The 22,336-nt window shown below is 72.0% G+C and carries 24 protein-coding genes; 17 read left to right on the forward strand and 7 right to left on the reverse strand.

Annotation, left to right across the window (positions count from 1 at the left end; genetic code table 11):
• Positions 1–46: 46 nt before the first annotated feature.
• The 3 genes from ABZ267_RS11210 to ABZ267_RS11220 all read right to left on the reverse strand — a co-directional run bounded on the left by ABZ267_RS11210 (position 47) and on the right by ABZ267_RS11220 (position 2,788).
• A complete protein-coding gene (locus tag ABZ267_RS11210) occupies positions 47–1,096 on the reverse strand; it encodes a polyprenyl synthetase family protein (RefSeq protein WP_356753257.1) in 1,050 nt (349 codons plus the stop codon).
• Positions 1,093–2,184 carry a tetratricopeptide repeat protein gene (locus ABZ267_RS11215; protein ID WP_356753259.1) on the reverse strand — a complete coding sequence of 364 codons (1,092 nt, stop codon included), beginning with the start codon at positions 2,182–2,184 and terminating at the stop codon, positions 1,093–1,095. Before ABZ267_RS11215 ends, ABZ267_RS11210 begins: the two co-directional genes overlap by 4 nt.
• 238 nt (positions 2,185–2,422) lie before the next feature.
• The gene (locus ABZ267_RS11220) at positions 2,423–2,788 is read right to left on the reverse strand and encodes a VOC family protein (RefSeq protein ID WP_356753261.1); all 366 of its coding nucleotides are present in this window, start codon (positions 2,786–2,788) and stop codon (positions 2,423–2,425) included.
• A 184-nt stretch (positions 2,789–2,972) separates the two neighbouring features.
• On the opposite strand from ABZ267_RS11220, the gene ABZ267_RS11225 reads away from it, so the two are divergent.
• A complete protein-coding gene (locus tag ABZ267_RS11225) occupies positions 2,973–4,091 on the forward strand; it encodes a substrate-binding domain-containing protein (protein WP_356753263.1) in 1,119 nt (372 codons plus the stop codon).
• On the opposite strand, the gene ABZ267_RS11230 is transcribed toward ABZ267_RS11225, so the two are convergent.
• Complete coding sequence (locus ABZ267_RS11230) at positions 4,048–4,527, reverse strand: MarR family transcriptional regulator (RefSeq protein ID WP_356753265.1); 480 nt, start codon at positions 4,525–4,527, stop codon at positions 4,048–4,050. The two genes, ABZ267_RS11225 and ABZ267_RS11230, sit on opposite strands and share 44 nt — an antisense overlap.
• A gap of 438 nt (positions 4,528–4,965) precedes the next feature.
• Here ABZ267_RS11230 and urtA point away from each other — a divergent pair, with 438 nt between their 5' ends.
• The 8 genes from urtA (at position 4,966) to ABZ267_RS11270 (ending at position 12,142) form a co-directional block, all read left to right on the forward strand.
• Positions 4,966–6,213 (forward strand): urea ABC transporter substrate-binding protein, encoded by a 1,248-nt coding sequence (gene urtA, locus ABZ267_RS11235; protein WP_356753266.1) that lies wholly within the window; start codon positions 4,966–4,968, stop codon positions 6,211–6,213.
• The gene (urtB, locus tag ABZ267_RS11240) at positions 6,210–7,094 is read left to right on the forward strand and encodes an urea ABC transporter permease subunit UrtB (protein ID WP_356753268.1); all 885 of its coding nucleotides are present in this window, start codon (positions 6,210–6,212) and stop codon (positions 7,092–7,094) included. Before urtA ends, urtB begins: the two co-directional genes overlap by 4 nt.
• Positions 7,091–8,227, forward strand: coding sequence for an urea ABC transporter permease subunit UrtC (gene urtC, locus ABZ267_RS11245; protein WP_356753270.1), 1,137 nt, complete (start codon positions 7,091–7,093; stop codon positions 8,225–8,227). Before urtB ends, urtC begins: the two co-directional genes overlap by 4 nt.
• On the forward strand, positions 8,224–9,009 hold the full coding sequence (urtD, locus tag ABZ267_RS11250; protein ID WP_356753272.1) for an urea ABC transporter ATP-binding protein UrtD: 786 nt from the start codon (positions 8,224–8,226) through the stop codon (positions 9,007–9,009). Before urtC ends, urtD begins: the two co-directional genes overlap by 4 nt.
• 5 nt (positions 9,010–9,014) lie before the next feature.
• Positions 9,015–9,713: an urea ABC transporter ATP-binding subunit UrtE gene (gene urtE, locus ABZ267_RS11255; RefSeq protein WP_356753274.1), complete on the forward strand. Its 699-nt coding sequence runs from the start codon at positions 9,015–9,017 to the stop codon at positions 9,711–9,713.
• A 133-nt stretch (positions 9,714–9,846) separates the two neighbouring features.
• Complete coding sequence (locus ABZ267_RS11260) at positions 9,847–10,530, forward strand: ABC transporter permease (protein ID WP_356753276.1); 684 nt, start codon at positions 9,847–9,849, stop codon at positions 10,528–10,530.
• A complete protein-coding gene (locus tag ABZ267_RS11265; protein WP_356753278.1) occupies positions 10,527–11,198 on the forward strand; it encodes an ABC transporter permease subunit in 672 nt (223 codons plus the stop codon). The genes ABZ267_RS11260 and ABZ267_RS11265 overlap by 4 nt, the downstream gene beginning before the upstream one ends.
• Entirely contained in the window at positions 11,195–12,142 is a 948-nt protein-coding gene (locus ABZ267_RS11270) for an ABC transporter substrate-binding protein (RefSeq protein ID WP_356753280.1), read from the forward strand. Before ABZ267_RS11265 ends, ABZ267_RS11270 begins: the two co-directional genes overlap by 4 nt.
• Positions 12,143–12,146: 4 nt before the next feature.
• Here the strand turns inward: ABZ267_RS11270 and ABZ267_RS11275 are convergent, their stop codons facing one another.
• Positions 12,147–13,043, reverse strand: a complete 897-nt coding sequence (locus ABZ267_RS11275) for a nitroreductase/quinone reductase family protein (protein ID WP_356753282.1) — start codon at positions 13,041–13,043, stop codon at positions 12,147–12,149.
• A gap of 345 nt (positions 13,044–13,388) precedes the next feature.
• Between ABZ267_RS11275 and ABZ267_RS11280 the strand changes: the two genes are divergently transcribed.
• Positions 13,389–13,685, forward strand: coding sequence for a DUF2087 domain-containing protein (locus ABZ267_RS11280; protein WP_356753284.1), 297 nt, complete (start codon positions 13,389–13,391; stop codon positions 13,683–13,685).
• Between the two features lie 38 nt (positions 13,686–13,723).
• Complete coding sequence (locus tag ABZ267_RS11285; protein WP_356753286.1) at positions 13,724–13,927, forward strand: hypothetical protein; 204 nt, start codon at positions 13,724–13,726, stop codon at positions 13,925–13,927.
• 88 nt (positions 13,928–14,015) lie between these two features.
• Here ABZ267_RS11285 and ABZ267_RS11290 read toward each other — a convergent pair whose 3' ends face one another.
• A complete protein-coding gene (locus ABZ267_RS11290) occupies positions 14,016–15,179 on the reverse strand; it encodes a betaine/proline/choline family ABC transporter ATP-binding protein (protein ID WP_356753288.1) in 1,164 nt (387 codons plus the stop codon).
• Between the two features lie 143 nt (positions 15,180–15,322).
• Here ABZ267_RS11290 and ABZ267_RS11295 point away from each other — a divergent pair, with 143 nt between their 5' ends.
• Positions 15,323–16,624: an alpha/beta fold hydrolase gene (locus ABZ267_RS11295; protein ID WP_356753290.1), complete on the forward strand. Its 1,302-nt coding sequence runs from the start codon at positions 15,323–15,325 to the stop codon at positions 16,622–16,624.
• A gap of 12 nt (positions 16,625–16,636) precedes the next feature.
• Here ABZ267_RS11295 and ABZ267_RS11300 read toward each other — a convergent pair whose 3' ends face one another.
• On the reverse strand, positions 16,637–17,218 hold the full coding sequence (locus ABZ267_RS11300; RefSeq protein ID WP_356753292.1) for a rhodanese-like domain-containing protein: 582 nt from the start codon (positions 17,216–17,218) through the stop codon (positions 16,637–16,639).
• Between the two features lie 153 nt (positions 17,219–17,371).
• Here ABZ267_RS11300 and ABZ267_RS11305 point away from each other — a divergent pair, with 153 nt between their 5' ends.
• The 5 genes from ABZ267_RS11305 to ABZ267_RS11325 all read left to right on the forward strand — a co-directional run bounded on the left by ABZ267_RS11305 (position 17,372) and on the right by ABZ267_RS11325 (position 22,259).
• Entirely contained in the window at positions 17,372–18,106 is a 735-nt protein-coding gene (locus tag ABZ267_RS11305) for a PIG-L deacetylase family protein (protein ID WP_356753294.1), read from the forward strand.
• 148 nt (positions 18,107–18,254) lie between these two features.
• Entirely contained in the window at positions 18,255–18,854 is a 600-nt protein-coding gene (locus ABZ267_RS11310) for an XRE family transcriptional regulator (protein WP_355866730.1), read from the forward strand.
• 137 nt (positions 18,855–18,991) lie between these two features.
• Positions 18,992–19,957 (forward strand): NADPH:quinone oxidoreductase family protein, encoded by a 966-nt coding sequence (locus ABZ267_RS11315; RefSeq protein WP_356753296.1) that lies wholly within the window; start codon positions 18,992–18,994, stop codon positions 19,955–19,957.
• On the forward strand, positions 19,954–21,144 hold the full coding sequence (locus ABZ267_RS11320; protein WP_356753298.1) for an acyl-CoA dehydrogenase family protein: 1,191 nt from the start codon (positions 19,954–19,956) through the stop codon (positions 21,142–21,144). Before ABZ267_RS11315 ends, ABZ267_RS11320 begins: the two co-directional genes overlap by 4 nt.
• A complete protein-coding gene (locus tag ABZ267_RS11325) occupies positions 21,141–22,259 on the forward strand; it encodes an acyl-CoA dehydrogenase family protein (protein WP_356753300.1) in 1,119 nt (372 codons plus the stop codon). Before ABZ267_RS11320 ends, ABZ267_RS11325 begins: the two co-directional genes overlap by 4 nt.
• The last annotated feature ends 77 nt before the right edge of the window (positions 22,260–22,336 follow it).

Here is a 22,336-nt window from a genome sequence, read left to right on the forward strand (position 1 = left end):
GTCCATCCTTGCAGCCGGCGGCCCCGGGCGAGGCCGCCGGCCCGGGTCAGCCGGTGCGGTCGACGAGGAAAGGGATCAGGGTCAGCAGATCACCGCGTGCGCCCTCGTGGAGGTCCACCTGATCCAGGCAGGCGCGGGCGGTCCTCAGGTGCTGCCGGGCCTCCGTCACCGTGGCCCGGCGCCCGCCGGCCTCGTCGATCAGCTCCGCCGCCCGGCGCAGCCCCGCCTCGTCGAGCGGACCGGTTCCGCTGAGGAGGGTCTCCAGCCGCCGGGCCGCCGGGTGCTCGGAGGCCAGGGCCGCGAGGACCGGGAAGGTCTTCTTGAGCCGCCGCAGATCGCTGTGCACCGGCTTCCCCGTGATCTGCGGATCGCCCCAGACGCCCAGCAGGTCGTCCACCGCCTGGAACGCCACGCCCAGGTGCCGTCCCGCCCGGTCCAGCGCGTCGGCCGTGGCCGCCGGAGCCCCGGCCAGCACCGCGCCCAGAGCAGCGGCGCAGCCGAGCAGCGACCCCGTCTTCTGTGTGGCCATCGCCCGGTACTCGTGCGGCAGGACCGCATCGGGTCCGGTCCACGGCCGCGACTCGAAGAGCAGGTCCTGCGCCTGACCGTGCACCAGATCGCCCAGCGCCGCCGACAGACGGCGCACCGCCGCCGCCCCTGTGGCGCCGGGGACCTCCGTCAGAGTCCGGACGGCCAGCGCGAACAAGGCGTCCCCCGCGAGGACCGCAGGCCCGGTGCCGTACGCCTTCCATACGGTCGGGCGGCGCCGCCGGGTCTCGTCGCCGTCCATGATGTCGTCGTGGATGAGCGAGAAGGTGTGGACGAGCTCGACGGCGACCGCGCCGGTGACCCCGTCCCGGCCACTGCCCCCGGCCGCCTCCGCACCGAGAACCGCGAGCGCCTGGCGCACCCCTTTGCCCTGCGAGCCCGGGACCGGGTCGCCGTCCACGCCGCTCCAGCCCAGCGAGAAGGCGGCCGTCTCGGCGTGCCAGGGGTGCAGCCTGCGCACCGACTCCACCAGTGCGGGCCGGACGAGTTCGCGGCACCGGTCGAGTATCTGCGGCGCCGGTGCCTGCCGGGTCGTGGACAGCGTCATCGGGCCCGGGCCTCCTCGTGCGAGGCGGCGGATCCGGTGCCGCGCCCGCCGTCCTCCGCCGCTGGTTCGACGCCGAGTTCCACGTACGCCTTCTCCACCATCTCCCGCGCGTTGAGCAGTCCGATCCGGCTCAGCCGGCCACGGAGTTCGTCCAGCTCCGCCGCCGTGGCCGCGCGGTCCCGGCCCAGGCGGGCGCGCGCCTTGACCAGGCCCAGAGCCGCCAGCGCCTCGCCGCGGGGTTCGGTCATCGCGCGGAACTCCGTCAGCGCCTGCTCGTACACCTCACGCGCCTCCTCGTACCGCCCGGCGCGGAAGAGCACGTTGGCGCGCATCTTGTGGTTGTAGGCGAGCGCGCTGGAGAGCTTCATCTCCCGGCAGGTGACCTCGGCCTCGGCGAGCAGGCCGAGTGCGCGTTCCGTTCCGCCGTCCCGGAGGGAAACGATGTCGGCGATGCCGCGCAGGGCCCAGGCGCGGCCCCGCCGGTCGTCGGCGTTGCCCGCGAGGAGAGCCGCCTCCTCGAACATCTCCAGCGCCGAGTCCAGCTGCCCGGTGTTGCGGTGGATCTGCGCGATCCCCTCCAGTGCCCACACCGTGTGGCGTGCCTCGCCGCGGGCGCGGGCCTCGGCGAGCAACTGCTCGTGGAGCGTGGCGACCGTCGCGTAGTCGCCCTGGATGCGTCCGGTCTCGGCCAGTCCGGCGAGCGAGTAGCCGCGCGCGACCACGTCGCCGCCGCGCTCGCCCAGCTCGGCGGCGAGCCCCAGCAGCCGGAACGCGAGGCGCAGCGAACCCCGTTGACGCGCCAGCGTCCCGCCGCTCCACAGCGCCCACGCCATCGCCCCGGTGGCCCCGGCCGAGCGCGCGGCCCGGTAGCTGGCCTTCCACGCCCGGTCCGCCTCCTCGACCTGCCCGAGCCGGCGGTGCGCCTCGGCCACCGCGAGCCCGGTCCGCGCCACCTCCTCCTGCGAGCCGGAGAGTTCGGCCTGTTTCAGATGGCGTACGCCTTCGGCCAGTACGTCGGTGAGGGAGGCGTTCACCGACATCCTGGTGAGAGCGCCCTGGTACTCGGGCGCCAGTGCCTTGGTCTGCATGGGTGCCTTCCGCGCGGTGCCCGGGCGGGACCGGTGTACACTATGCGCTCTGTGTATACATGGAGCGCATAGTTGGCCGATTCTCCGAGCCCGGTACAGGTGGGGGTGGACGCCGCTCGTTTTCCGGGCGGCGAACCGTTCTGTCAGTGATCAAGACGGCGGCGGAGCCCATGGGGTTGCTCGGACCGTGCAGGACGTTCTCCGGGACGTCTCCGCGCGGCAACCGAAGCCTCGTATGTCAGTGCACGCCCGGCGGCTCGTGCAGGCCGAACGGCGAGCGCTGGTCGTCGCGGCAGAGCCGGAACCGGCCGAACCGCGCGGCGGACGCGTCGTCCTCGCCCAGGTCCGTGCCCTCCACGCTGCCGCCCAGCTCACGCACCCGCTCCACCGCCGCGGTCATGTCGTCGACCCGGAAGAAGAGGTACGGGCCGCCGCCGGGGTCACCGCCGTGCACGCCTCCCTGCCCGCTCGGCGTACCGATCGCGAAGCCGCCCTCGCCGGAAGGACCCGGCTCGAAGGTCCACCCGAAGAGCGCGCCGTAGAACGCCCGGGCCTTCCCGGGATCGTCCACTCCGAGCTCGAAGAAGGAGATCTCACCGGCCATCGCGGGGCACCTGCCGTCTCTATGGGCATGCGAGCGTCCGTGTGCGCACGCTTCTTCCACCGTACGGCGATGATCCCGCCCGCGCAGGTGTCCGGCCCGGCGACCCGGGCGCGTACCTCTACGAATCGGTCTCGATCCCGGGCCTCGTCCGGATCCGGGCCGAGGGCGGCGCCATCATGAGTGCATGTCACGGCTTCCGACGCGCCTGTCCGCACCCAAGTGGTTCACGGTGGACGCGTCGGTGCTGAACGTGGCGCTGGTGTATCCGATGCAGGGACCGGCGGGGATCTTCGGGCCCGGTTGCGCGGCGTGTGCGCGGCTGGCCGTGGAGGAGGTCAACGCGGCGGGTGGCGTGCTGGGACGGGAGCTGAGGCTCCTGGAGGTGGACGGCGGCGCGGAGCCGTCGAGCGTCGCGGCCGAGGTCGAGGCGCTGGTGGCGGCGGGTGCGGTGCAAGGGGTCACCGGCTGGCACATCAGCTCGGTGCGGCAGGCGGTGGCGCCACGGGTCGCGCACCGGGTGCCGTACGTCTACACCGCACTGTACGAGGGCGGTGAGCGGACCGAGGGTGTCTTCATGACGAGCGAGACGCCGGCAGGACAACTGCTCCCGGCGATGAGGATGCTCGCGCGGACCTGGGACGTACGCCGCTGGTTCGTCGTCGGCAACGACTACATCTGGCCGCGGCACACCGCGCGGGCGGCCCGGCGGTACGCGCGCGAGTCCCGGGGCCGGGTCTGTGGAGAGGCGTATCTGCCGCTCGGCACGGACGACTTCGCCGATGTGCTGCGGCGCATCGAGCGGGCGGACGCCGACGCCGTGCTGATGCTGCTCGTGGGCAGCGACGCGGTCCGCTTCAACCGGGCGTTCGCCGCGACCGGGCTGGACGCGCGGTGCCTGCGGCTGAGCACCTTGATGGACGAGAGCATGCTCCTCGGCAGCGGCCCCGAGGCGACCGTCGGCCTCTACAGCACGGCCGGCTTCTTCGCCTCGCTCGCCGACGGATACAGCATGGACTTCCACGGCCGTTACGCCGCACGCTTCGGCGCGGACGCGCCGGTGCCCGGCAGCCTCGGCGAGTCCTGCTACGAAGGTGTGCTGCTGCTCGCGGCGCTCATCGAGCGCGCCCGTACCCTGGACGTGTCCGCCATCGGCGCGGCCGCCGGGCATGTCCGGTACGAGGGGCCGCGCGGCCTGCTCGGTCTGGACGGGCGGCATGTGCGCCAGCGCATCTACCTGGCGGAGGCAGACGGACTCGACTTCACCGTGCTCGTCCAACTTCCGTCCCCGAGTCCGTTGTTGTGACCTCGTCGCCGCCGTCGGCCAGCGCGTCGGCCAGCCGGCCGAGCAACGGCGTCAGCTGACTCTCCTCGTCCTCCGTGAGCCCCGGCGACGACGGTCCCCACTCCGCCCGTACCGCGCGGGAGAGTTGGCGGCGCCGCCGCAGGCCGCGAGGGGTGAGCTGGACGAGGACGCGGCGGCGGTCGGTGGGGTCGACGCGGCGGAACACCAGGTTCTGGTCGACGAGTTGGTCGATGAGCTTGGTGAGGGTCGGCGCGGGCAGGACGGCGTCCTCGGCGAGGCCCGTCATGGTCCGGCCCTGGTCGCCGGAGAGCAGGTCGAGGACCCGCCACGCGTCGACGGAGCAGTCGAACGCGTCGAGCACCGCGTGCACGCGCCGCGCCGCGAGACGCTCGGCCCGGGTCAGCAGGTGGAGCAGTTCCTGGGGCTGCCCAGCCATGGCACTCCTCGGGCTCACGTCCGGCACGGCCCCCGCGGCGGGGACGCGATCGAGCCTACAACCGATCACCAGGCACCTGTCAGGCCATTCGCCGATTCCGATCCTTTCCGATGGAAGTAATGCGGGCGGACACCGGAAATCCGTTGATCCATCGCCCGGGTGGCGTCGGCTCACAGGACGCCGGTGCGCGATTACTTCCGTCGGAAACTGTTCCTCAACTGCGCCGCAACGCACCGGAAACAGTTCCGCCGCAGGCTGTGGACCACTTCAGCGACCAGCCCGGAGGCCACCCCGGAACGGCTGGGACCCGTGCTGTCGAAACGGCCGCACCACACCGGATCAGGTGCCGACCCGTTCCCGCCATTCCCTCGTTTCCCTTTTCTTCCTCATCCAGAGGAATTCCCTCGCACCGCCCTTCGGGGCAAGGAGGTATGTGCCATGTCCGGGCTCATCACCAGACGCGGTCTCCTGACCGGCCTCTCCGCCCTCGGCGCCGGCGCCGCGCTCAGCGCCTGCGGCGCGAAGACCGGCAGCGACACGTCGAAGGCCGCCGGCGCCAAGGCCGACACCTCCGGCGACACCGTCAAGGTCGGCCTGCTGAACTCGCTCTCCGGCACCATGGCCATCAGCGAGGTCACCGTCCACAACGCGCTGCTGCTCGCGGTCAAGGAGATCAACGCCGCCGGCGGCGTCCTCGGCAAGAAGCTCGATCCGGTCAGCCAGGACGGCGCCTCCGACTGGCCGACCTTCGCCGAGAAGGCGCAGGCGCTCATCACGGACTCCAAGGTCGTCGCCACCTTCGGCTGCTGGACCTCGGCCAGCCGCAAGGCGGTGAAGCCGGTCTTCGAGCGGAACAAGTCGCTGCTCTTCTACCCGGTGCAGTACGAGGGCCTGGAGCAGTCCCCGTACATCTTCTACTCGGGCGCCACCACCAACCAGCAGATCGTGCCCGCGCTCGACTACCTCAAGAAGCAGGGCCTCACCAAGCTCTACCTCGTCGGCAGCGACTACGTCTTCCCGCGTACCGCCAACAAGATCATCAAGACGTACGCCAAGGCCAACGGCATGGAGGTGCTCGGCGAGGACTACGCGCCGCTCGGCTCCACGGAGTTCGCCACCATCGTCAACAAGGTGAAGGGCGCCGGGGCCGACGCGGTCTTCAACACCCTGAACGGCGACAGCAATGTGGCCTTCTTCAAGGAGTACAAGTCCGCCGGGCTGACCGCGAAGAAGCTGCCGGTGCTCTCCGTCTCCATCGCGGAGGAGGAGGTCAAGAGCATTGGAACGCAGTACCTGGAAGGCCAGTTGACGGCCTGGAACTACTACCAGACGACGCCCGGCGCGGCGAACGAGAAGTTCGTCGCCGCGTACCAGGCGGCGTACGGCAAGGGAAAGCCGACCAGCGATCCGATGGAGGCGGCGTACATCTCCGTCCACCTGTGGAAGGCGATGGTTGAGAAGGCGGGCTCGTTCGACGTCGAGAAGGTGAAGGCGGCCTCGGACGGCATCACGTTCGACGCGCCGGAGGGCAAGGTGACGGTCGACGGAGCGACGCAGCACGTCCACAAGACCGCCCGCATCGGCAAGGTCACCGCCGACGGCCTCATCGAGGAGGTCTGGAACTCCGGCGGACCCATCAAGCCTGATCCGTACCTGAAGGGCTACGACTGGGCGGCGGACCTGTGACGGTCATCCTCAACCAGTCCTTCACCGGCGTCAGCATAGGCGCCGTGCTCCTCCTCATCGCTCTCGGTCTGACCCTCACCTTCGGTCAGATGGGCGTCATCAACATGGCGCACGGCGAGTTCATCATGGCCGGTGCCTACACCACGTACGTCCTGCAGAAGCCGGTCGGCGACGCCGGGATCTCGCTGCTCCTCGCGCTGCCGATCGCGTTCCTCGTGGCCGGATCGATGGGCGCGCTCCTGGAGTGGCTGCTGATCCGGCGGCTGTACACCCGTCCGCTGGACACGCTGCTGGTGACCTGGGGTGTCTCGCTGATGCTCCAGCAGCTCGCGCGGGACGTCTTCGGTGCGCCGAACGTGCAGACGAGAGCGCCGGACCTGCTGACCGGCAGCATGTCGGTCGCCGGAGTGAACCTGGCCAACAGCCGGCTGTTCATCCTCGGGTTCGCGCTGCTGTGCGTGGTCGGCCTGGCGGCGACGCTGCGGACCACATCGCTGGGCCGCCGGATCAGGGCCGTGGTCCAGAACCGGGACCTCGCGGAGGTGTCCGGGATCGCGACGGAGCGGGTTGACCGGACGACGTTCTTCATCGGCTCGGGTCTGGCCGGCATGGCCGGGGTCGCGCTGACGCTGATCGGGCCGATCGGTCCGACGACCGGGACCAACTACATCGTGGACGCCTTCCTGGTCGTGGTCGTCGGCGGCATCGGACGGCTGAGAGGAGCGGTCATCACCGCGTTCGTACTCGGCCTGCTGCAGTCGGTCCTCGAATACTCGACGACCGTGAGCGTGGCGAAGGTGGTGGTCCTCGTGGGGATCGTCGCCTTCCTGCAGTGGCGGCCGCAGGGCCTGTACACCGTGCGCACCAGGAGCCTGGTATGACGACGACGAGCACCCCTGTGCCGACGACCGATCCGGCCGCCGAACCCGCGGCCGAACCGTTCCTGAGCCGCTTCCGTACACCTGCCGCTTTCCTGCTCGGCGCGGTGCTGCTGGTGGGCGTCGCACCGCTGGTCCTGTCGGACTTCCGGCTCGGACTGCTGGCCAAATACCTCTGCTACGGGATCGTCGCGATCGGCGTCAGCCTCGCCTGGGGCCGAGGCGGGCTGCTGGTGCTCGGACAGGGCGTCTTCTTCGGTCTCGGCGGATACGCCATGGCCATGCACCTCAAGCTGGCCGACGCGGCGGCGACCGGACAGACCCTGCCGGACTTCATGCAGCTCTACGGCACCGAAGGCGGCCTGCCCTGGTGGTGGCAGCCGTTCGCGAATCCGGCGTTCGCGCTGGCCATGACGGTGTTGCTGCCGATGGCCGTCGCCGCGCTGCTCGGCGTGCTGGTCTTCCGCCGTCGGGTGAAAGGCGCGTACTTCGCCATCCTCAGCCAGGCGCTGGCGGCCGCGCTGGCCATCTGGCTGGTCGGCCAGCAGACCACCACCGGCGGAACCAACGGACTCACCGACTTCCAGGGCTTCTTCGGCTACGACCTGAGCGACCCGGTCAACCGCCGGATGGTGTACCTCATCATCGCGGTCGCGCTGCTCCTCCTGATGGCTCTGGCCCGGCAGCTGTTCGTCAGCCGGTACGGCGAACTCCTCATCGCCGTACGGGACTCCGAGGAGCGGGTGCGCTTCCTCGGATACAACCCGGCCGACGTCAAGCTGGTGGCGTACGTGGTCGCGGCAGGCATGGCCGGTCTGGCCGGTGCGCTGTTCGTACCGGCGGTAGGCATCATCTCTCCGGCGCTGATCGGGATCGTGCCGTCCATCGGTTTCGTCATCGGCGCGGCGGTCGGCGGCCGGGCCTCGCTGGTCGGCGCCGTGCTCGGAGCGATCGCGGTGGCCTGGGCGCAGAGCACGCTCTCGGACGCCTGGCCGGCCGGATGGACGTACCTGCAAGGCCTGCTGTTCGTCGTCGCGGTCGGCTTCCTGCCCGGCGGGCTGGCCTCGCTGCGGACGGTGCTGCGCAGGCGGCGGACCTCCGACGGAGTCAGGACGACGAAGGAAGTGACCACATGAGCGGCGAAGGACTGACGATCCGCGATCTGCGGGTGACGTTCGACGGAGGCGTCACCTCCGTCGACGGCGTCGACCTGGACATCCGCCCGGGCGACCTGCGCTTCCTGATCGGGCCGAACGGCGCCGGCAAGACGACGCTGGTCGACGCCGTCACCGGCCTGGTCCGGGCCACCGGATCGGTCCGCTTCGGCGGTACGGAGATCCTCGGCGAGCCCGTGCACCGCATCGCCCGCCGGGGCATCGGCCGCACGTTCCAGACGGCGACGGTCTTCGAGCAGCTCACCGTCGAGCAGAACCTCGACATCGCGGCAGGCGCCGGCCGCAGCGCGCTGAACCTGCTCCGGCGCCGCCGGCATGTGCCCGAGGCCGTGGAGAAGGCGCTGGAGACCACCGGCCTCACCGCGCTCCGCCACCGTCCGGCCGGTGTGCTGGCCCACGGCCAGAAGCAGAGCCTGGAGATCGGCATGCTGCTCGTCCAGGACGTGGAGCTGCTGCTGCTCGACGAGCCGGTCGCCGGAATGAGCCACGACGAGCGCGAGTCCACCGGAGCGCTGCTCCAGCGGATCAGCGAGGACCACACCGTCGTCGTCATCGAGCACGACATGGACTTCATGCGCTCCTTCGCCCGCAGCGTCAGCGTCCTGCACGCCGGCAAGGTGCTCAGCGAAGGAACGGTCGCCGAGGTCCAGGCCGACGCCACCGTCCAGGAGGTCTACCTCGGCCGCGCCTCCGAACCCGAGCCGCCGGCCGTCCACCCCGTCCCCGTCCGCGAAGAGGTGTGAGAGCCGTGCTGGAGATCAACGGCGTACGCGCCGGCTACGACCGCACCACCGTTCTGCACGGCGTGACCGTGGCCGTGCCGCGCGACGGCGTCGCCGCCGTCCTCGGCCACAACGGCGCCGGCAAGAGCACGCTCCTGCGCACGGCCATGGGCCTCTTGCGGCCGTCGCGCGGAAGCGTCCTCCTCGACGGCGAGGACATCACCCGCCTGGCCCCGCACCAGCGTGTCGCCCGAGGCATGGCGTACGTCCCGCAGGGCCAGCAGTCCTTCCCGCACCTGACCACCGCCGAGAACCTCCGGCTCGTCGCCGACGGCTCGCCGCGCGGTGGCGGCCGCGAGGCCATCGACGAGGCCCTCGACCTCTTCCCCGTACTCCGCGAACTCGCCCACCGCCGGGCCGGCCTCCTCTCCGGCGGCCAGCGCCAGCAACTCGCCATCGCCCGCGCCCTCGTCACCCGGCCCCGGCTCCTGCTCCTGGACGAGCCGACCGAAGGCATCCAGCCCTCCGTCGTCGCCGAGATCGAGACCACGATCCTGTCCCTGGCCGCGCGGGGCGGCCTCTGCGTCCTCCTGGTCGAGCAGCACGTCGGCTTCGCCATGCGGGCGGCGGAGCGCTACTACGTCCTGGAGGCGGGCCGGGTCACGTCGTCGGGAGAGGGAGGAACGGGCGCGGAACGGACGGTCCGGGAGGCGCTGAGCGTGTGAGCGGCGGGCCGGCGCCTCCTCCCGTACGGGACGGGGCCCGCCCGGCCCGCGAAGCGTTGCGCAGCCGTTCGAACACCACCCGGACGGGCCAACAGGAGAAGCGGAGGTCCCGTGCCCGCGCTGGAATGGGCAGGTGACGGCACCTCCGGACGACTGCCTCGCACGCAACGAGTGGATCTGCGGCGCCTACCTCTCCAGCCGCCGGGAGATCCTTATGGACGCTGCTCTCCAGCACCTCCAACTGACCGCGCTCGCCGTGCTCATCGGCCTCGCGCTCGCCCTCCCGCTGGCCCTCGCCGCCCGCCGCTGGCGCTGGGCCGCCGGTCCGGTGCTGGGGCTGACGACGATCCTCTACACCATTCCGTCGCTGGCGATGTTCTCGCTGCTGCTGCCGGTGTACGGGCTCTCCCCCGCACTCGTCGTCACCGGCCTCGTCCTCTACTCGCTGACGCTGTTGGTGCGCAACATCCTCGCCGGCCTCCGGGCCGTTCCGGAGGAGACCCGGCAGGCGGCGCGCGGCATGGGATACGGGCCGCTGCGCCTGCTGCTCGCCGTCGAGCTTCCGCTGGCCCTGCCGGCCGCCATGGCCGGGCTGCGGATCGCCACGGTCTCCGCCGTCTCGCTGGTCACCGTCGGAGCGATCGTCGGCTACGGCGGCCTCGGCAACCTCATCTACTCCGGCATGAACACCTACTTCAAGGCCCAGGTGCTCACCGCCTCCGTGTTCTGCGTCGTCATCGCCGTCGCCGCCGACCTGCTCCTCCTCGGCGCGCAACGGCTGCTGACCCCGTGGACCCGGAAGGGGAGCCAGGCATGAACACGCTCTCCGAGACCTGGTCCTGGCTCACCACCGCCACCCACTGGTCCGGCCCCGACGGGATCTGGAACCGGCTCGGCGAGCACCTCTTCCTCACCGTCGTCTGCCTGCTCATCAGCTGTCTGATCGCCCTGCCTGTCGCGCTCGTCCTCGGCCACCTCGGCAAAGGCGGCGCGCTCGCCGTCAACATCTCCAACATCGGCCGGGCCGTCCCCACCTTCGCCGTGCTCGTCCTGCTGCTGCTCACGCCCGTGGGCACGTACGGCCAGTGGTCGACGATCATCGCGCTCGTGCTGTTCGCCGTGCCGCCGCTGCTGACGAACGCGTACGTGGGAATGCGCGAGGTCGACCGTGACGTCGTGCGGGCCGCCCGAGGCATGGGCATGACCGGCCGCCAGATGCTGTGGAGCGTGGAGCTGCCGCTGGCCCTCCCGCTGATCCTCACCGGCGTACGGATCGCCGCCGTGCAGCTGGTCGCCACCGCCACCCTCGCCGCGCTGGCCGGCGGCGGAGGACTCGGCCGGATCATCACCGCGGGCTTCAACCTCGCCTCCACGCCGCAGGTGGTGGCCGGCGCGGTCCTGGTGGCCGTCTTCGCTCTCCTCGTCGAGAGCCTCTTCGAGGCGGGGCAGCGGATCGCGCCCAGCCGTGGAAGTGAGGCCGCATGATCGGCGCTTACCGGGCCTTGGCCGGTCTCCTGCTGCTCGCCACCGCCTGCACCACCGGTCCCAGCCTGGAGAACCGAGGTGAGGTCACCGCGCCGCCCGGCGACAGCAAGGAGCTGACCGTCGGGTCGGCCGGATTCACCGAGAGCGACCTGCTGGCCCAGCTGTACGCCCTGCTCCTGGAGCGCGCCGGCTACTCCGCCGACATCATCTCCGTGACCAACCGGGAGATCTACGAACCGGCCCTGGAGAGCGGCCAGATCGACGTCGTCCCGGAGTACGCGGCGACCTTCGCCGACTGGCTCAACGCCAAGGCCAACGGAGCCGACGCGGCCCCGGTCGGTTCACCCGACCTCGCCGCCACCATGAAGGCGCTGCGCAAGCTCGCGGCCCCGCGCGGGCTCACCGTGCTCGACCCCGGCCGCGCCGTCGACCAGAACGCCTTCGCGGTCGCCGCCTCCTATGCGGAGAAGCACAACCTGAAGACCCTCGGCGACCTCGGCCGGGCGAAGCTCCCGGTGCGTCTCGCGGCGGGCGACGAATGCGTACAGCGGCCCTACTGCGCACCCGGGCTGGAGAAGACGTACGGGCTCGACATCGTCGCCGTCGACCCGAAAGGCGTCGGCACCACGCAGGCGAAACAGGCCGTCCAGAACGGTCAGGACCAGATGGTGCTGACCACCACCACCGACGCCACGCTGGACCAGTTCGGGCTGGTGCTGCTGGAGGACGACAAGAAGCTCCAGAACGCCGACTACGTGGTCCCCGTCGTCAACCGCGCCCGCGCCGGCGGCGCCGGAGTACGCGACGCCCTCGGCCGGCTCAACACCGTCCTGACCACCGCCGACCTGGCGTCGATGAACGAACAGGTCGACAGCTGGCGCAGGCTTCCCGAGGACGTCGCGCGCACCTACCTGGAGTCGAAGAAGCTCATCCCGAGGAGCTGAGCACTCACGGGACGGGCGGCCATGGCACGTCCGCCAGCAGAGGCAGGATCTCCGCCTCCTCGTAGTCGAGATGTGCGGTCAACTGTGCGGTCATGGAGGCCAGTTCGGTGCGGAAGCGGTCCGGCTCGGCGATCGCGACACCGGCCAGCAACGCCGCCAGTGCCGACTGTACGGCCGCGATGGAGCGGTGCTCCTCCCGGAGCCGGTCGAAGACCGGTCCGAGGTGCGGGTGATAGCCCTCCATCACCGGCAGGACATGGCCGTCCTCGCTCGTGTGGTGGAACTCCAGCGCCTGGCAGAACGCCAGGCAGCGCTGCCGGATCTGGAGGCCGAGACCGGGAGCGGGCGGCGCGCCCGCTCCTCGGTGGGCGGCGCGGGCGGCGAAGTGCGCTTCCGTCTCGGCGTGCACCTGGGCCAGTTGGCCGCGCAGCCAGGTGTGCACCTCGACGAGCTTGTCGGCCAGCGAGGTGATGTCGCGGACCGGCGCCTGCGGGTCGGGGAGTTGGAGGACCACGACCGGCAGCGTTCGGTCGGTCGCCGCCTGGTACTCGGCGTAGCCGGGAGCTTCGGCCACCACCCGGGCGAAGAGCTCCTCGCGCCGGGTGCCTTCGGCGGGTACGGCGATGGTCCCGAACTCCGTTTCACCCAGTTCCACTTGGACCGTCGGGTGGGCGAGGAGGTTGTTGTACCAGTCGGGGTGGTGCGAGGCGCCGAGGTTCGAGCCGACAACCAACAGCCGGTCACCGTCGCGGACATGGCCGAGCGGTGTGGTGTGCGGTTGCCCGGTGCGGGCGCCGGTGGTGGTCAGCAGGAGCAGGTCGGAGCCGGCGAAAGGACCGCCGACCTTGCCCGCGTTGGCGCGGAACTCGTCGATGACGGACTGCTGGAAGGCAGAGGGCATGGGTGTTCTGGGTCTCCCGTGAGAAGTGGGGAAGCGAAGACGTGCGGACGGCGCGGTACGACGAGTGCAGCCGGAAAGGCGGCACACGCGGTCGCGAAAGCGTCGGGTGGCAGAAAGCGCCTGAAGGTGTCAGAAGCAGTGGGCGGTGAGAAGACTCATCACGTCGTCCCTGGAAGAAGGTGCTGGCTTGACCGCCGGCCGGCCCAGATCTCTTTGGCCGACGTCACGCTGCACGCGGACCATTAGAACGAGGGCGCCAGTCGCTGTCAATGCGGGACGGGCCCCCGCGTCCGGCCGAACGGAAAACGCGTTGCCCGCCCGTTCGGAGCCTGCGACGCTCGGGCCATGCCTGAACAACAGACCCTTCCGCCGCAGCAGTCCGTCCGGCGTACGCACCAGGTCACCGCCCTCTTCTCGCACGGCCGCCTGGTCACCATCCCGCGCAAGCGGGCCCGGCTGGAGCAGCTGCTGACGCACCTGGCCGAGACGCTGTTCGAGCGCGACCGTGCGTACACCGAGCGGGAGGTCAACGAGGCGCTGCTCACCGTCCACGAGGACTGCTCCGCGATGCGCCGCCACCTGGTCGTCGCCGGACTGCTCGTCCGCCCGCGGGACGGGAGCAGTTACCGCCGCGGCCGGTGACCTCGCGTCCCTGCGGGCCGGGGTGAGATCCTGGCCGCATGGGGATACTGCGCAAGGCGTGCAAGCGCTGCAAGAAACGGGGACGGCTGAGGAGCGGCGTGTGCCGCCGGTGCCGGTTGAAGGAGCACGGGCCCGATGCGGCCGAGAGCGGTACCGATGTCGCGGAGGTCGTGGTGGAGGCCGGTGCGCTGGGCGCGGTGAGCCGCGTGTTCGGTGCCATCGTCCGCGCGATTCTCAACTGACAGGCCGCACAAGGGGATGAGCGGTGGCGGGGGCCACCGCTCACGTGACAGGCCGCACAGAGGAGTTACCGGTGGCGGCCGCGCCTGCTCACGCGTCCGCCACCGAGTCGAAGTCCACCTCCTCGCGCCCCACGCCCTGCGCGTCCGCGTCCACCGACCGGCGCAGCGCCTCATGGAGCTTCGCCGGCGTCAGGACCCCGAGGAACCGGGCCCCGTCCAGCACCGCCACCCACCCCGCGTCGTGCTGGAGCATCTCGCTGAACGCCTGCTTCAGCGGCGCGCCCACCGGCACCCACGCCTCCATCCGCCGGGCCAGCGCGCCCACCGTCCCCCGCTCTCCGGCCGACCGCAGCGCATCCGCCGACACCCAGCCGTGCAGCTCGCCCGTCGCGCCCAGCACCACCGCCCACCTGGCTCCCGCCGCCCGCAACCGGCCCGCAGCCGCTGCGGCCGGCTCGTCCAGCCGGGCCACCGGCGGCTCCTCCAGGTCCTCCGCCTCGATCGCGGTCACCGACAGCCGCTTCAACCCCCGGTCCGAGCCCACGAATCGGGCCACGTACGGAGTCGCCGGAGTGCCGAGCACGGCGGCCGGCGTGTCGAGCTGCTCGATGCGCCCGTCCCCGTACACCGCGATCCTGTCGCCCATCCGCACCGCCTCCTCGATGTCGTGCGTGACCATCAGGACCGTCTTGCGCACCCGCTCCTGGAGGGCCAGGAACTCGTTCTGCAGCCGCTCCCGCACCACCGGGTCCACCGCGCCGAACGGCTCGTCCATCAGCAGCACCGGCGGATCCGCGGCGAGCGCCCGCGCCACGCCGACCCGCTGGCGCTGGCCGCCGGAGAGCTGGGACGGATAGCGCGAGCCGTACGTCTTCGGGTCCAGGCCGACCAGTTCCAGCAGCTCCGCCGCCCGCTCCCGGGCCCGCGCGCGCTTCCAGCCGACCAGGGCGGGGACGGTCGCGGTGTTGTCCAGGACCGTGCGGTGCGGGAAGAGGCCGACCTGCTGGATCACATAGCCGATCCGGCGGCGCAGCTTCACCGGATCGATCCCGGCGATGTCCTCGCCGTCCACCAGGATCCGGCCCGAGGTCGGCTCGATCAGCCGGTTCACCATCATCATCGTGGTCGTCTTGCCGCAGCCCGACGGCCCGACCAGCGTCACCAGCTCTCCTTCCGCTACCTCGAAGGAGAGACCGTCGACCGCCGTCGTACCGTCCGGGTAGACCTTGCCGACCTGCTCGAACCGGATCATGTCCGCACAGTAGGAGCGCCCCGCGCGCGGCGCACACGGGCCAGGACCGTCCGGGGCACCCGCCCTCCCGCCGTAACCGGCGGGTCCTGTGCTGGACTGGCCCTTTCACCAGGACCGCCCGGCCCCACGACCCAGGAGCATCCGTGACCAGCTACCGCCAGCCCGGCGTCGTCCTCACCGACCACCGCTTCACCGTCCCGCTCGACCACAGCGACCCCGGCGGCGAGCAGATCGAGCTGTACGGGCGCGAGGCCGTGGCCGCCGGACGATCCGGCGAGGAGCTGCCCTGGCTGGTCTACCTGGAGGGCGGCCCCGGCTTCGGCGCCCGCAGGTTCACCGGTACGGAGGCGTGGCTCGGCCGGGCGCTGCGCGAGTTCCGGGTGCTCCTGCTCGACCAGCGCGGTACCGGCCTCTCGACGCCCGCCAACCGGCAGACGCTCCCGCTGCGCGGCGGCCCGCGCGAACAGGCCGACCACCTCGCCCACTTCCGCTCCGACGCCATCGTCCGCGACTGCGAGACCGTCCGGCAGCGGCTCACCGGCGGCGCGCCGTGGACGGTGCTCGGCCAGTCCTTCGGCGGCTTCTGCGCGGTCCGCTACCTCTCCTCGGCGCCCGAAGGCCTCGCGGCGGTCCTCATCACCGGTGGCCTGCCCTCGCTGGACGCGCACGCGGACGACGTCTACCGGGCCGCGTACCCGCGTATCGAACGGAAGGTCGCCGCGCACTACGCCCGCTACCCGCAGGACGTCGAGCGGGCCCGCGCCATCGCCGCGTACCTGACCGAACACCGCCCCGAGAGCGCCGGCCACCGCCTGACCCCGGAACTCTTCCAGTCGCTCGGCCACATGCTCGGTGCCGGCAGCGGCAGCGGCAGCCACCAGCTCCACTACCTCCTGGAGAACGCGTTCGTCCGCACGCCGCACGGCACCGCACTCTCCGACACCTTCCAGGAGGCCCTGCGCTCGGCCACCTCGTTCGCCGGACACCCGCTCTACGCGCTGATCCACGAGGCGATCTACGGATACGGCGAGCGCCCCACCGCCTGGTCCGCCGAACGCGTACGCGCCGAATTCCCGCAGTTCGACGCCGCGACGGCGCTGGCGGGCGACGGGCCGCTCCTCTTCACCGGCGAGACCGTCCACCCGTGGCACTTCGACGTCGACCCGGCGCTCCGCCCGCTGCGCGAGACCGCCGAGCTCCTCGCGCAGCGCACCGACTGGCCCGTCCTCTACGACCCCGAGCGGCTCGCCGCCAACGAGGTGCCCGTCGCCGCCGCCGTCTACCACGACGACATGTACGTCGACACCGCGCACTCGCTGCGCACCGCCGCCGCGATCCGTGGGCTGCGCACCTGGGTCACGGACGAGTACGAGCACGACGGCGTGCGCGCCGGCGGACCGCGCGTCCTGGACCGGCTGCTGGCGCTGGTCAGGAACGAGATCTGACAGCGGCCGACGTCAGCGCTGGAGCGCCTCCAGCGTGGCGTCCAGGTCCGTGGTGCCGGAGCGCGGAGCCCGGTTGTACGGCAGCTTCGACAGGGCCGAGGCCATGCCGCAGGTGTTGGTGACGGCCGAGAAGACCAGGCCCGAGCCGATACCGGCGGAGAGCCAGCGCGCGGCCGGGAAACGGACGCCCGCCACCAGCCCGGCCACCACCAGCGAACCGGCCGCGAGCCGCACCTGGCGCTCCAGCGGCCAGACACCGCGCGCACCCTCCGGCCGGTCCAGGCCGCGTCCGTCACCCTCCCAGGCCGAGGTGCCGCCGGTGAGCGTCGCGGCCTCGATGTCCGCGCCCGCCAGGATCTCGCAGGCCCGCGTCGAGCGGACCCCGGAAGCGCACACCACCAGCAGCGAACCACGGGCGGAGGCGGACTTCAGGGCGGGCAGCGCGTCGGGCAGCTTGTCGAGCGGGATGTTCAGGGCGCCGGGCACGTGGCCCGCGGCGTACTCGCCGGGAGCCCGTACGTCGATCACGGTGAACTCCTCCAGACGGGCTGCGGCCTGGGCGGGGGAGAGGGAGAGGGAGGCGGGGCTGGTCACGAGCGGGATCCTTTCGTCGACCGGGGCGGCGCGGGGAGGGCTGGGACTCTACACGTGTCCCCAGCGCCCGGACGCCGGCCCGCATTCCCTCCCGCCTACCCGGATCCTCTCCGCTCACGGCGTCTTGACGGTGATCGTCGGTAGCCTGCGGGTATGACGCAGCAGCGACTCGAACCCCTGCCCACCGACTGGCACCGCGCCCTGGCGGTGGTCGCCCACCCCGACGACCTGGAGTACGGCACGGCCGCCGCCGTGGCCGACTGGACCGACGGCGGCCGAGAGGTCGTCTACCTCCTCGCCAGCCGGGGCGAGGCCGGGATCGACACCCTGCCGCCCGAGGAGTGCGCGCCTGTCCGCGAGCGCGAGCAGCGAGCGAGCGCCGCTGTCGTCGGAGTCCGTACGGTCGAGTTCCTGGACCACCGTGACGGCGTGATCGAGTACGGGATCGGGCTGCGCCGCGACATCGCCGCCGCCATCCGGCGCCACCGCCCGGAGCTGGTCGTGACCCTCAACCACCGGGACACCTGGGGCGGCGTCGCCTGGAACACCCCGGACCACCGCGCGGTCGGCCGGGCCACGCTGGACGCCGTGGCCGACGCGGGCAACCGGTGGATCTTCCCGGAGCTGAAGGAACAGGGTCTGGAGCCGTGGAACGGGGTGCGGTGGACCGCCGTGGGAGGCAGCGACCGGCCGACGCACGCGGTCGACGCGACGGCCGGGTTCGAACGTTCCGTGCGGTCCCTGCTCGAACACCGCACCTATATCGAGGCGCTGACCGAGGACGAGCCGGAGAAGTACTGCCGGGAGTTCCTGGAGAGCATGGTGCGTGCGGAGGCCGACCGGTTCGGCGGACGCCCGGCGGTCACCTTCGAGGTCTTCGCCGGCTGACCGGGCCGCGCACGGATGCGGCGGGACCGGCCGGCCCGTGACCGGGCCGGGCCGTATGCGGCCACGGCGGGATTGACGAACCCGCCCGGGGCCGCATGTGTCCACCGGCGCAATTGACAAAGCCGCTTGCCGATTCTGCAATGGCTCCATGAAGGAACACGACCGGGACGACCCCGAACTCGACGCCGTACTCACCGGGGTCGGCCCCCGGCTGCGCCGCCTGCGCAAGGACCGCGGGGTCACGCTCTCCGCGCTCTCCGCCGCCACCGGGATCTCCGTCTCCACGCTCTCCCGGCTGGAATCCGGCGGCCGCCGCCCCAGCCTGGAGCTGCTGCTCCCGATCGCCCGCGCCCACGAGGTCCCGCTCGACGACCTCGTGGGCGCGCCGCCCGTCGGAGACCCTCGCGTCCGGGCCAAGCCGATCGTGCAGCACGGCCGGACGATGCTGCCGCTGACCGCGCGTCCCGGCGGACTCCAGGCGTACAAGATGGTGCAGGAGGCGGGCGGCGGCGAGGTGCCGGAGCAGCGCACGCACGAGGGGTACGAGTGGCTGTTCGTGCTCTCCGGGAAGCTGCGGCTGCTGCTGGCCGAGCACGATCTGGTGCTGGAGCCCGGAGAGGCCGCCGAGTTCGACACCCGGCTGCCGCACTGGTTCGGACCGGCGGAGGACAAGCCGGTGGAGTTCCTGAGCCTGTTCGGCCCGCAGGGCGAGCGGATGCATGTGAGGGCGAAGCCGAAGCGGGGCTGAGGGGCCGCCGTCGGCCGCGCGAAGGTGTTCCCAGATGAGCAAGCGACCGCTTAGTATGCGCCGGAGCAGTACTACGCGAGCAGTGGAAACGCCGACAGCGGCAGCGGTTGATGCCGACAGTGTTGTGGAGGCCCCTCATGCAGGCATGGCGAGTGCACCGGAACGGCGAGCCGGGCGAGGTGATGAGCCTGGAGGAGACGGACCGGCCCACGCCCGGTGACGGGCAGGCGCTCGTCCGGGTCGCCGCCGCGAACGTCAACTTCCCCGACGCCCTGCTCTGCCGGGGCCAGTACCAGGTGCGGCCGCCGCTGCCGTTCACACCGGGCGTCGAGGTGTGCGGCACGACGGAGGACGGCCGGCGCGTCCTCGCCACTCCCGCCCTGCCGTACGGCGGTTTCGCCGAGTACGTCGTCGCGGACGAGGCAGCCCTGCTGCCCGCCCCGGACGCCTTGGACGACGCCGAGGCGGCCGCTCTCCACATCGGCTACCAGACCGGCTGGTTCGGCCTCCACCGCCGCGCGCGCCTCCAGGCCGGCGAGACCCTCCTCGTCCACGCGGCGGCGGGCGGGGTCGGCAGCGCGGCCGTCCAGCTCGGCAAGGCCGCGGGTGCCACCGTCATCGGCGTCGTCGGCGGCCCGGAGAAGGCGGCCGTCGCGCGCGAACTCGGCTGCGACCTGGTCATCGACCGGCGGAGCGAGGACATCGTCTCAGCCGTCAAGGAAGCCATCGGCGGTCGCGGCGCCGACGTCGTCTACGACCCGGTCGGCGGCGAGGCGTACGCCAAGTCCGTCAAGTGCATCGCCTTCGAAGGCCGCGTCCTCGTCGTCGGCTTCGCCGGCGGCACCATCCCGGCCCCGGCGCTCAACCACGCGCTGGTGAAGAACTACTCGATCGTCGGGCTGCACTGGGGCCTCTACAACACCAAGGACCCGGCCGCCGTCCGCGCCTGCCACGGCGAGCTGACCGAGCTGGCCGCTCAAGGCATCGTGAAACCGCTGATCAGCGAGCGCGTAGCGATGGCCGGAGCCGCCGAGGCCGTCCAGCGCGTCGCCGACGGCACCAGCACCGGCCGCATCGTCGTGCTGCCCGGAGGTGCCCGATGAGCCCCGCCGTCGACGCCACCGAGGTCCGCCGCCGCACCCGCGAGCTGCTCGCCGCGCACCCGCCCGCCACCACCGGCCGCACCGACTTCCTCAAGGCACGGTTCGACGCGGGCCTCGCCTGGGTCCACTATCCGGTGGGCATCGGCGGGCTCGACGCGCCTCGCTCGCTCCAGCAAGTGGTCGACGCCGAACTCGCCGCCGCCGACGCGCCGGACAACGACCCGCGCCGCATCGGCATCGGCCTCGGCATGGCCGCGCCCACCATCCTCGGCTTCGGCACCGACGAGCAGAAGCAGCGCTTCCTGCGGCCGCTGTGGGTCGGCGAGGAGGTCTGGTGCCAGCTCTTCAGCGAGCCCGGCGCCGGCTCCGACCTCGCGGCGCTCGCCACCCGGGCCGTCCGCGACGGCGACGACTGGGTGGTCGACGGCCAGAAGGTCTGGACGTCCAGCGCCCATGTGGCCCGCTGGGCGATCCTCATCGCCCGCACGGACCCGGACCTTCCCAAGCACCGGGGCATCAGCTACTTCATCTGCGACATGACCGACCCGGGCGTGGACGTCCGGCCGCTGCGCCAGATCACCGGCGAGGCCGAGTTCAACGAGGTCTTCCTCTCCGGCGTCCGCATCCCCGACAGCCACCGGCTCGGACCGGTCGGCGAGGGCTGGAAGGTCGCGCAGACCACGCTGATGAACGAGCGCGTCTCCATCGGCGGCTCCCGCATCCCGCGCGAGGGCGGCATGATCGGCCCGGTCGCGAAGACCTGGCGCGACCGCCCCGACCTGCGCACCCACGACACCCACCAACGCCTGCTCACGCTCTGGGTCGAGGCCGAGGTGGCCCGGCTCACCGGCGAGCGCCTGCGCCAGCAGCTCGTCGCCGGACAGCCGGGACCCGAGGGCTCGGGCATGAAGCTGGCCTTCGCCCGGCTCAACCAGGAGATCAGCGGCCTGGAGGTCGAACTGCTCGGTGACGAGGGCCTGTTGTACGGCGACTGGACCATGGTCCGTCCGGAGCTGGTCGACTTCACCGGACGCGACGCCGGCTACCGCTACCTCCGCTCCAAGGGCAACTCGATCGAGGGCGGGACCAGCGAGGTCCTGCTGAACATCGTGGCCGAGCGCGTCCTCGGCCTGCCCGCCGAACCCCGTAACGACAAGGACGTCGCCTGGAAGGACCTGAGCCGATGACCGCGCCCACCCAGCCCTCCGCCACCCCGGACCTCCTCTACTCCCAGGACGAGGAGGACCTGCGCTCCGCCGTCCGCGCGCTCCTCGCCGACCGGGCCGACGCGCCGACGGTCATCGCGGCGACCGAGTCCGACACGCCGTACGACCTCCGGCTCTGGGAGGCGCTCGCCACCGGCATCGGCGCCGCCGGACTCCTCGTACCGGAGAAGCTCGGCGGCCAGGGCGCGTCCCACCGGGAGGCCGCCGTGGTCCTGGAGGAGCTGGGCCGCAGCGTGGCTCCGGCTCCGTACCTGACCAGCTCCGTCGTGGCCACGGAAACGCTGCTCGCGCTGGCCGGCGTCGGCGGACCGGCCGCCGCACTGCTCGCCGAGCTGGCCTCCGGAGCGCGTACGGCGGTGCTCGCCGTGCCGTTCGCCACGCCGCCCGCAGGCGCGCAGGCGGCCCTCGCCGCGCTCGACGGCACGGTACGCGGGATCGCGGACGCGGCCGTGGCCGACGTCCTGCTGGTACCGACCACCGAAGGCCTGTACGCGGTCGAGACCGCGGCCTCCGGAGTGGCGGTGGACCCCCTCGTACCGCTCGACCTGACCCGTCCGCTCGCCACTCTCACCCTCACCGCCGCGACCGGGACGCTGCTGGCCACGCCGGAAGCGAGCGCCGCCGCCGTGGAAGGAGGCCTGCTCGCCGGGGCCGGACTGCTCGCGTCCGAGCAGCTCGGGATCGCGGAGTGGTGCCTGACCGAGACCGTTCGCCACACGCGCGAACGCCACCAGTTCAACCGGCCCGTGGGTTCCTTCCAGTCGCTCAAGCACCGCATGGCGCAGCTCTGGCTGGAGGTCGTCTCGGCCCGCGCCACCGCCCGCAACGCCGCCGACGCGCTGGCCACCGGCAGCCCGGACGCGCCGCTGGCGGTCGCGGTGGCGCAGGCGTACTGCTCCGGCGTCGCGGTCCACGCCGCCGAGGAGTGCGTACAGCTCCACGGCGGGATCGGGATGACCTGGGAGCACCCGGCGCACCTGTACCTGAAGCGCGCCAAGGCGGACTCGGTCGCCTACGGCTCGGCGGGCCGTCACCGTGAGGCGGTCGCGGAGCTGGTGGAGCTGCCGGAGCCGTAACGCTTGATCGCCTTCGGACGCGTCCGTCCGCTCGTCCGATCCGGTGGTGTGCGCGTCCGAGGCGATCCGTTCCGCTC

Source organism: Streptomyces sp. NPDC006174, assembly GCF_040614075.1.
Classification (GTDB): domain Bacteria; phylum Actinomycetota; class Actinomycetes; order Streptomycetales; family Streptomycetaceae; genus Streptomyces.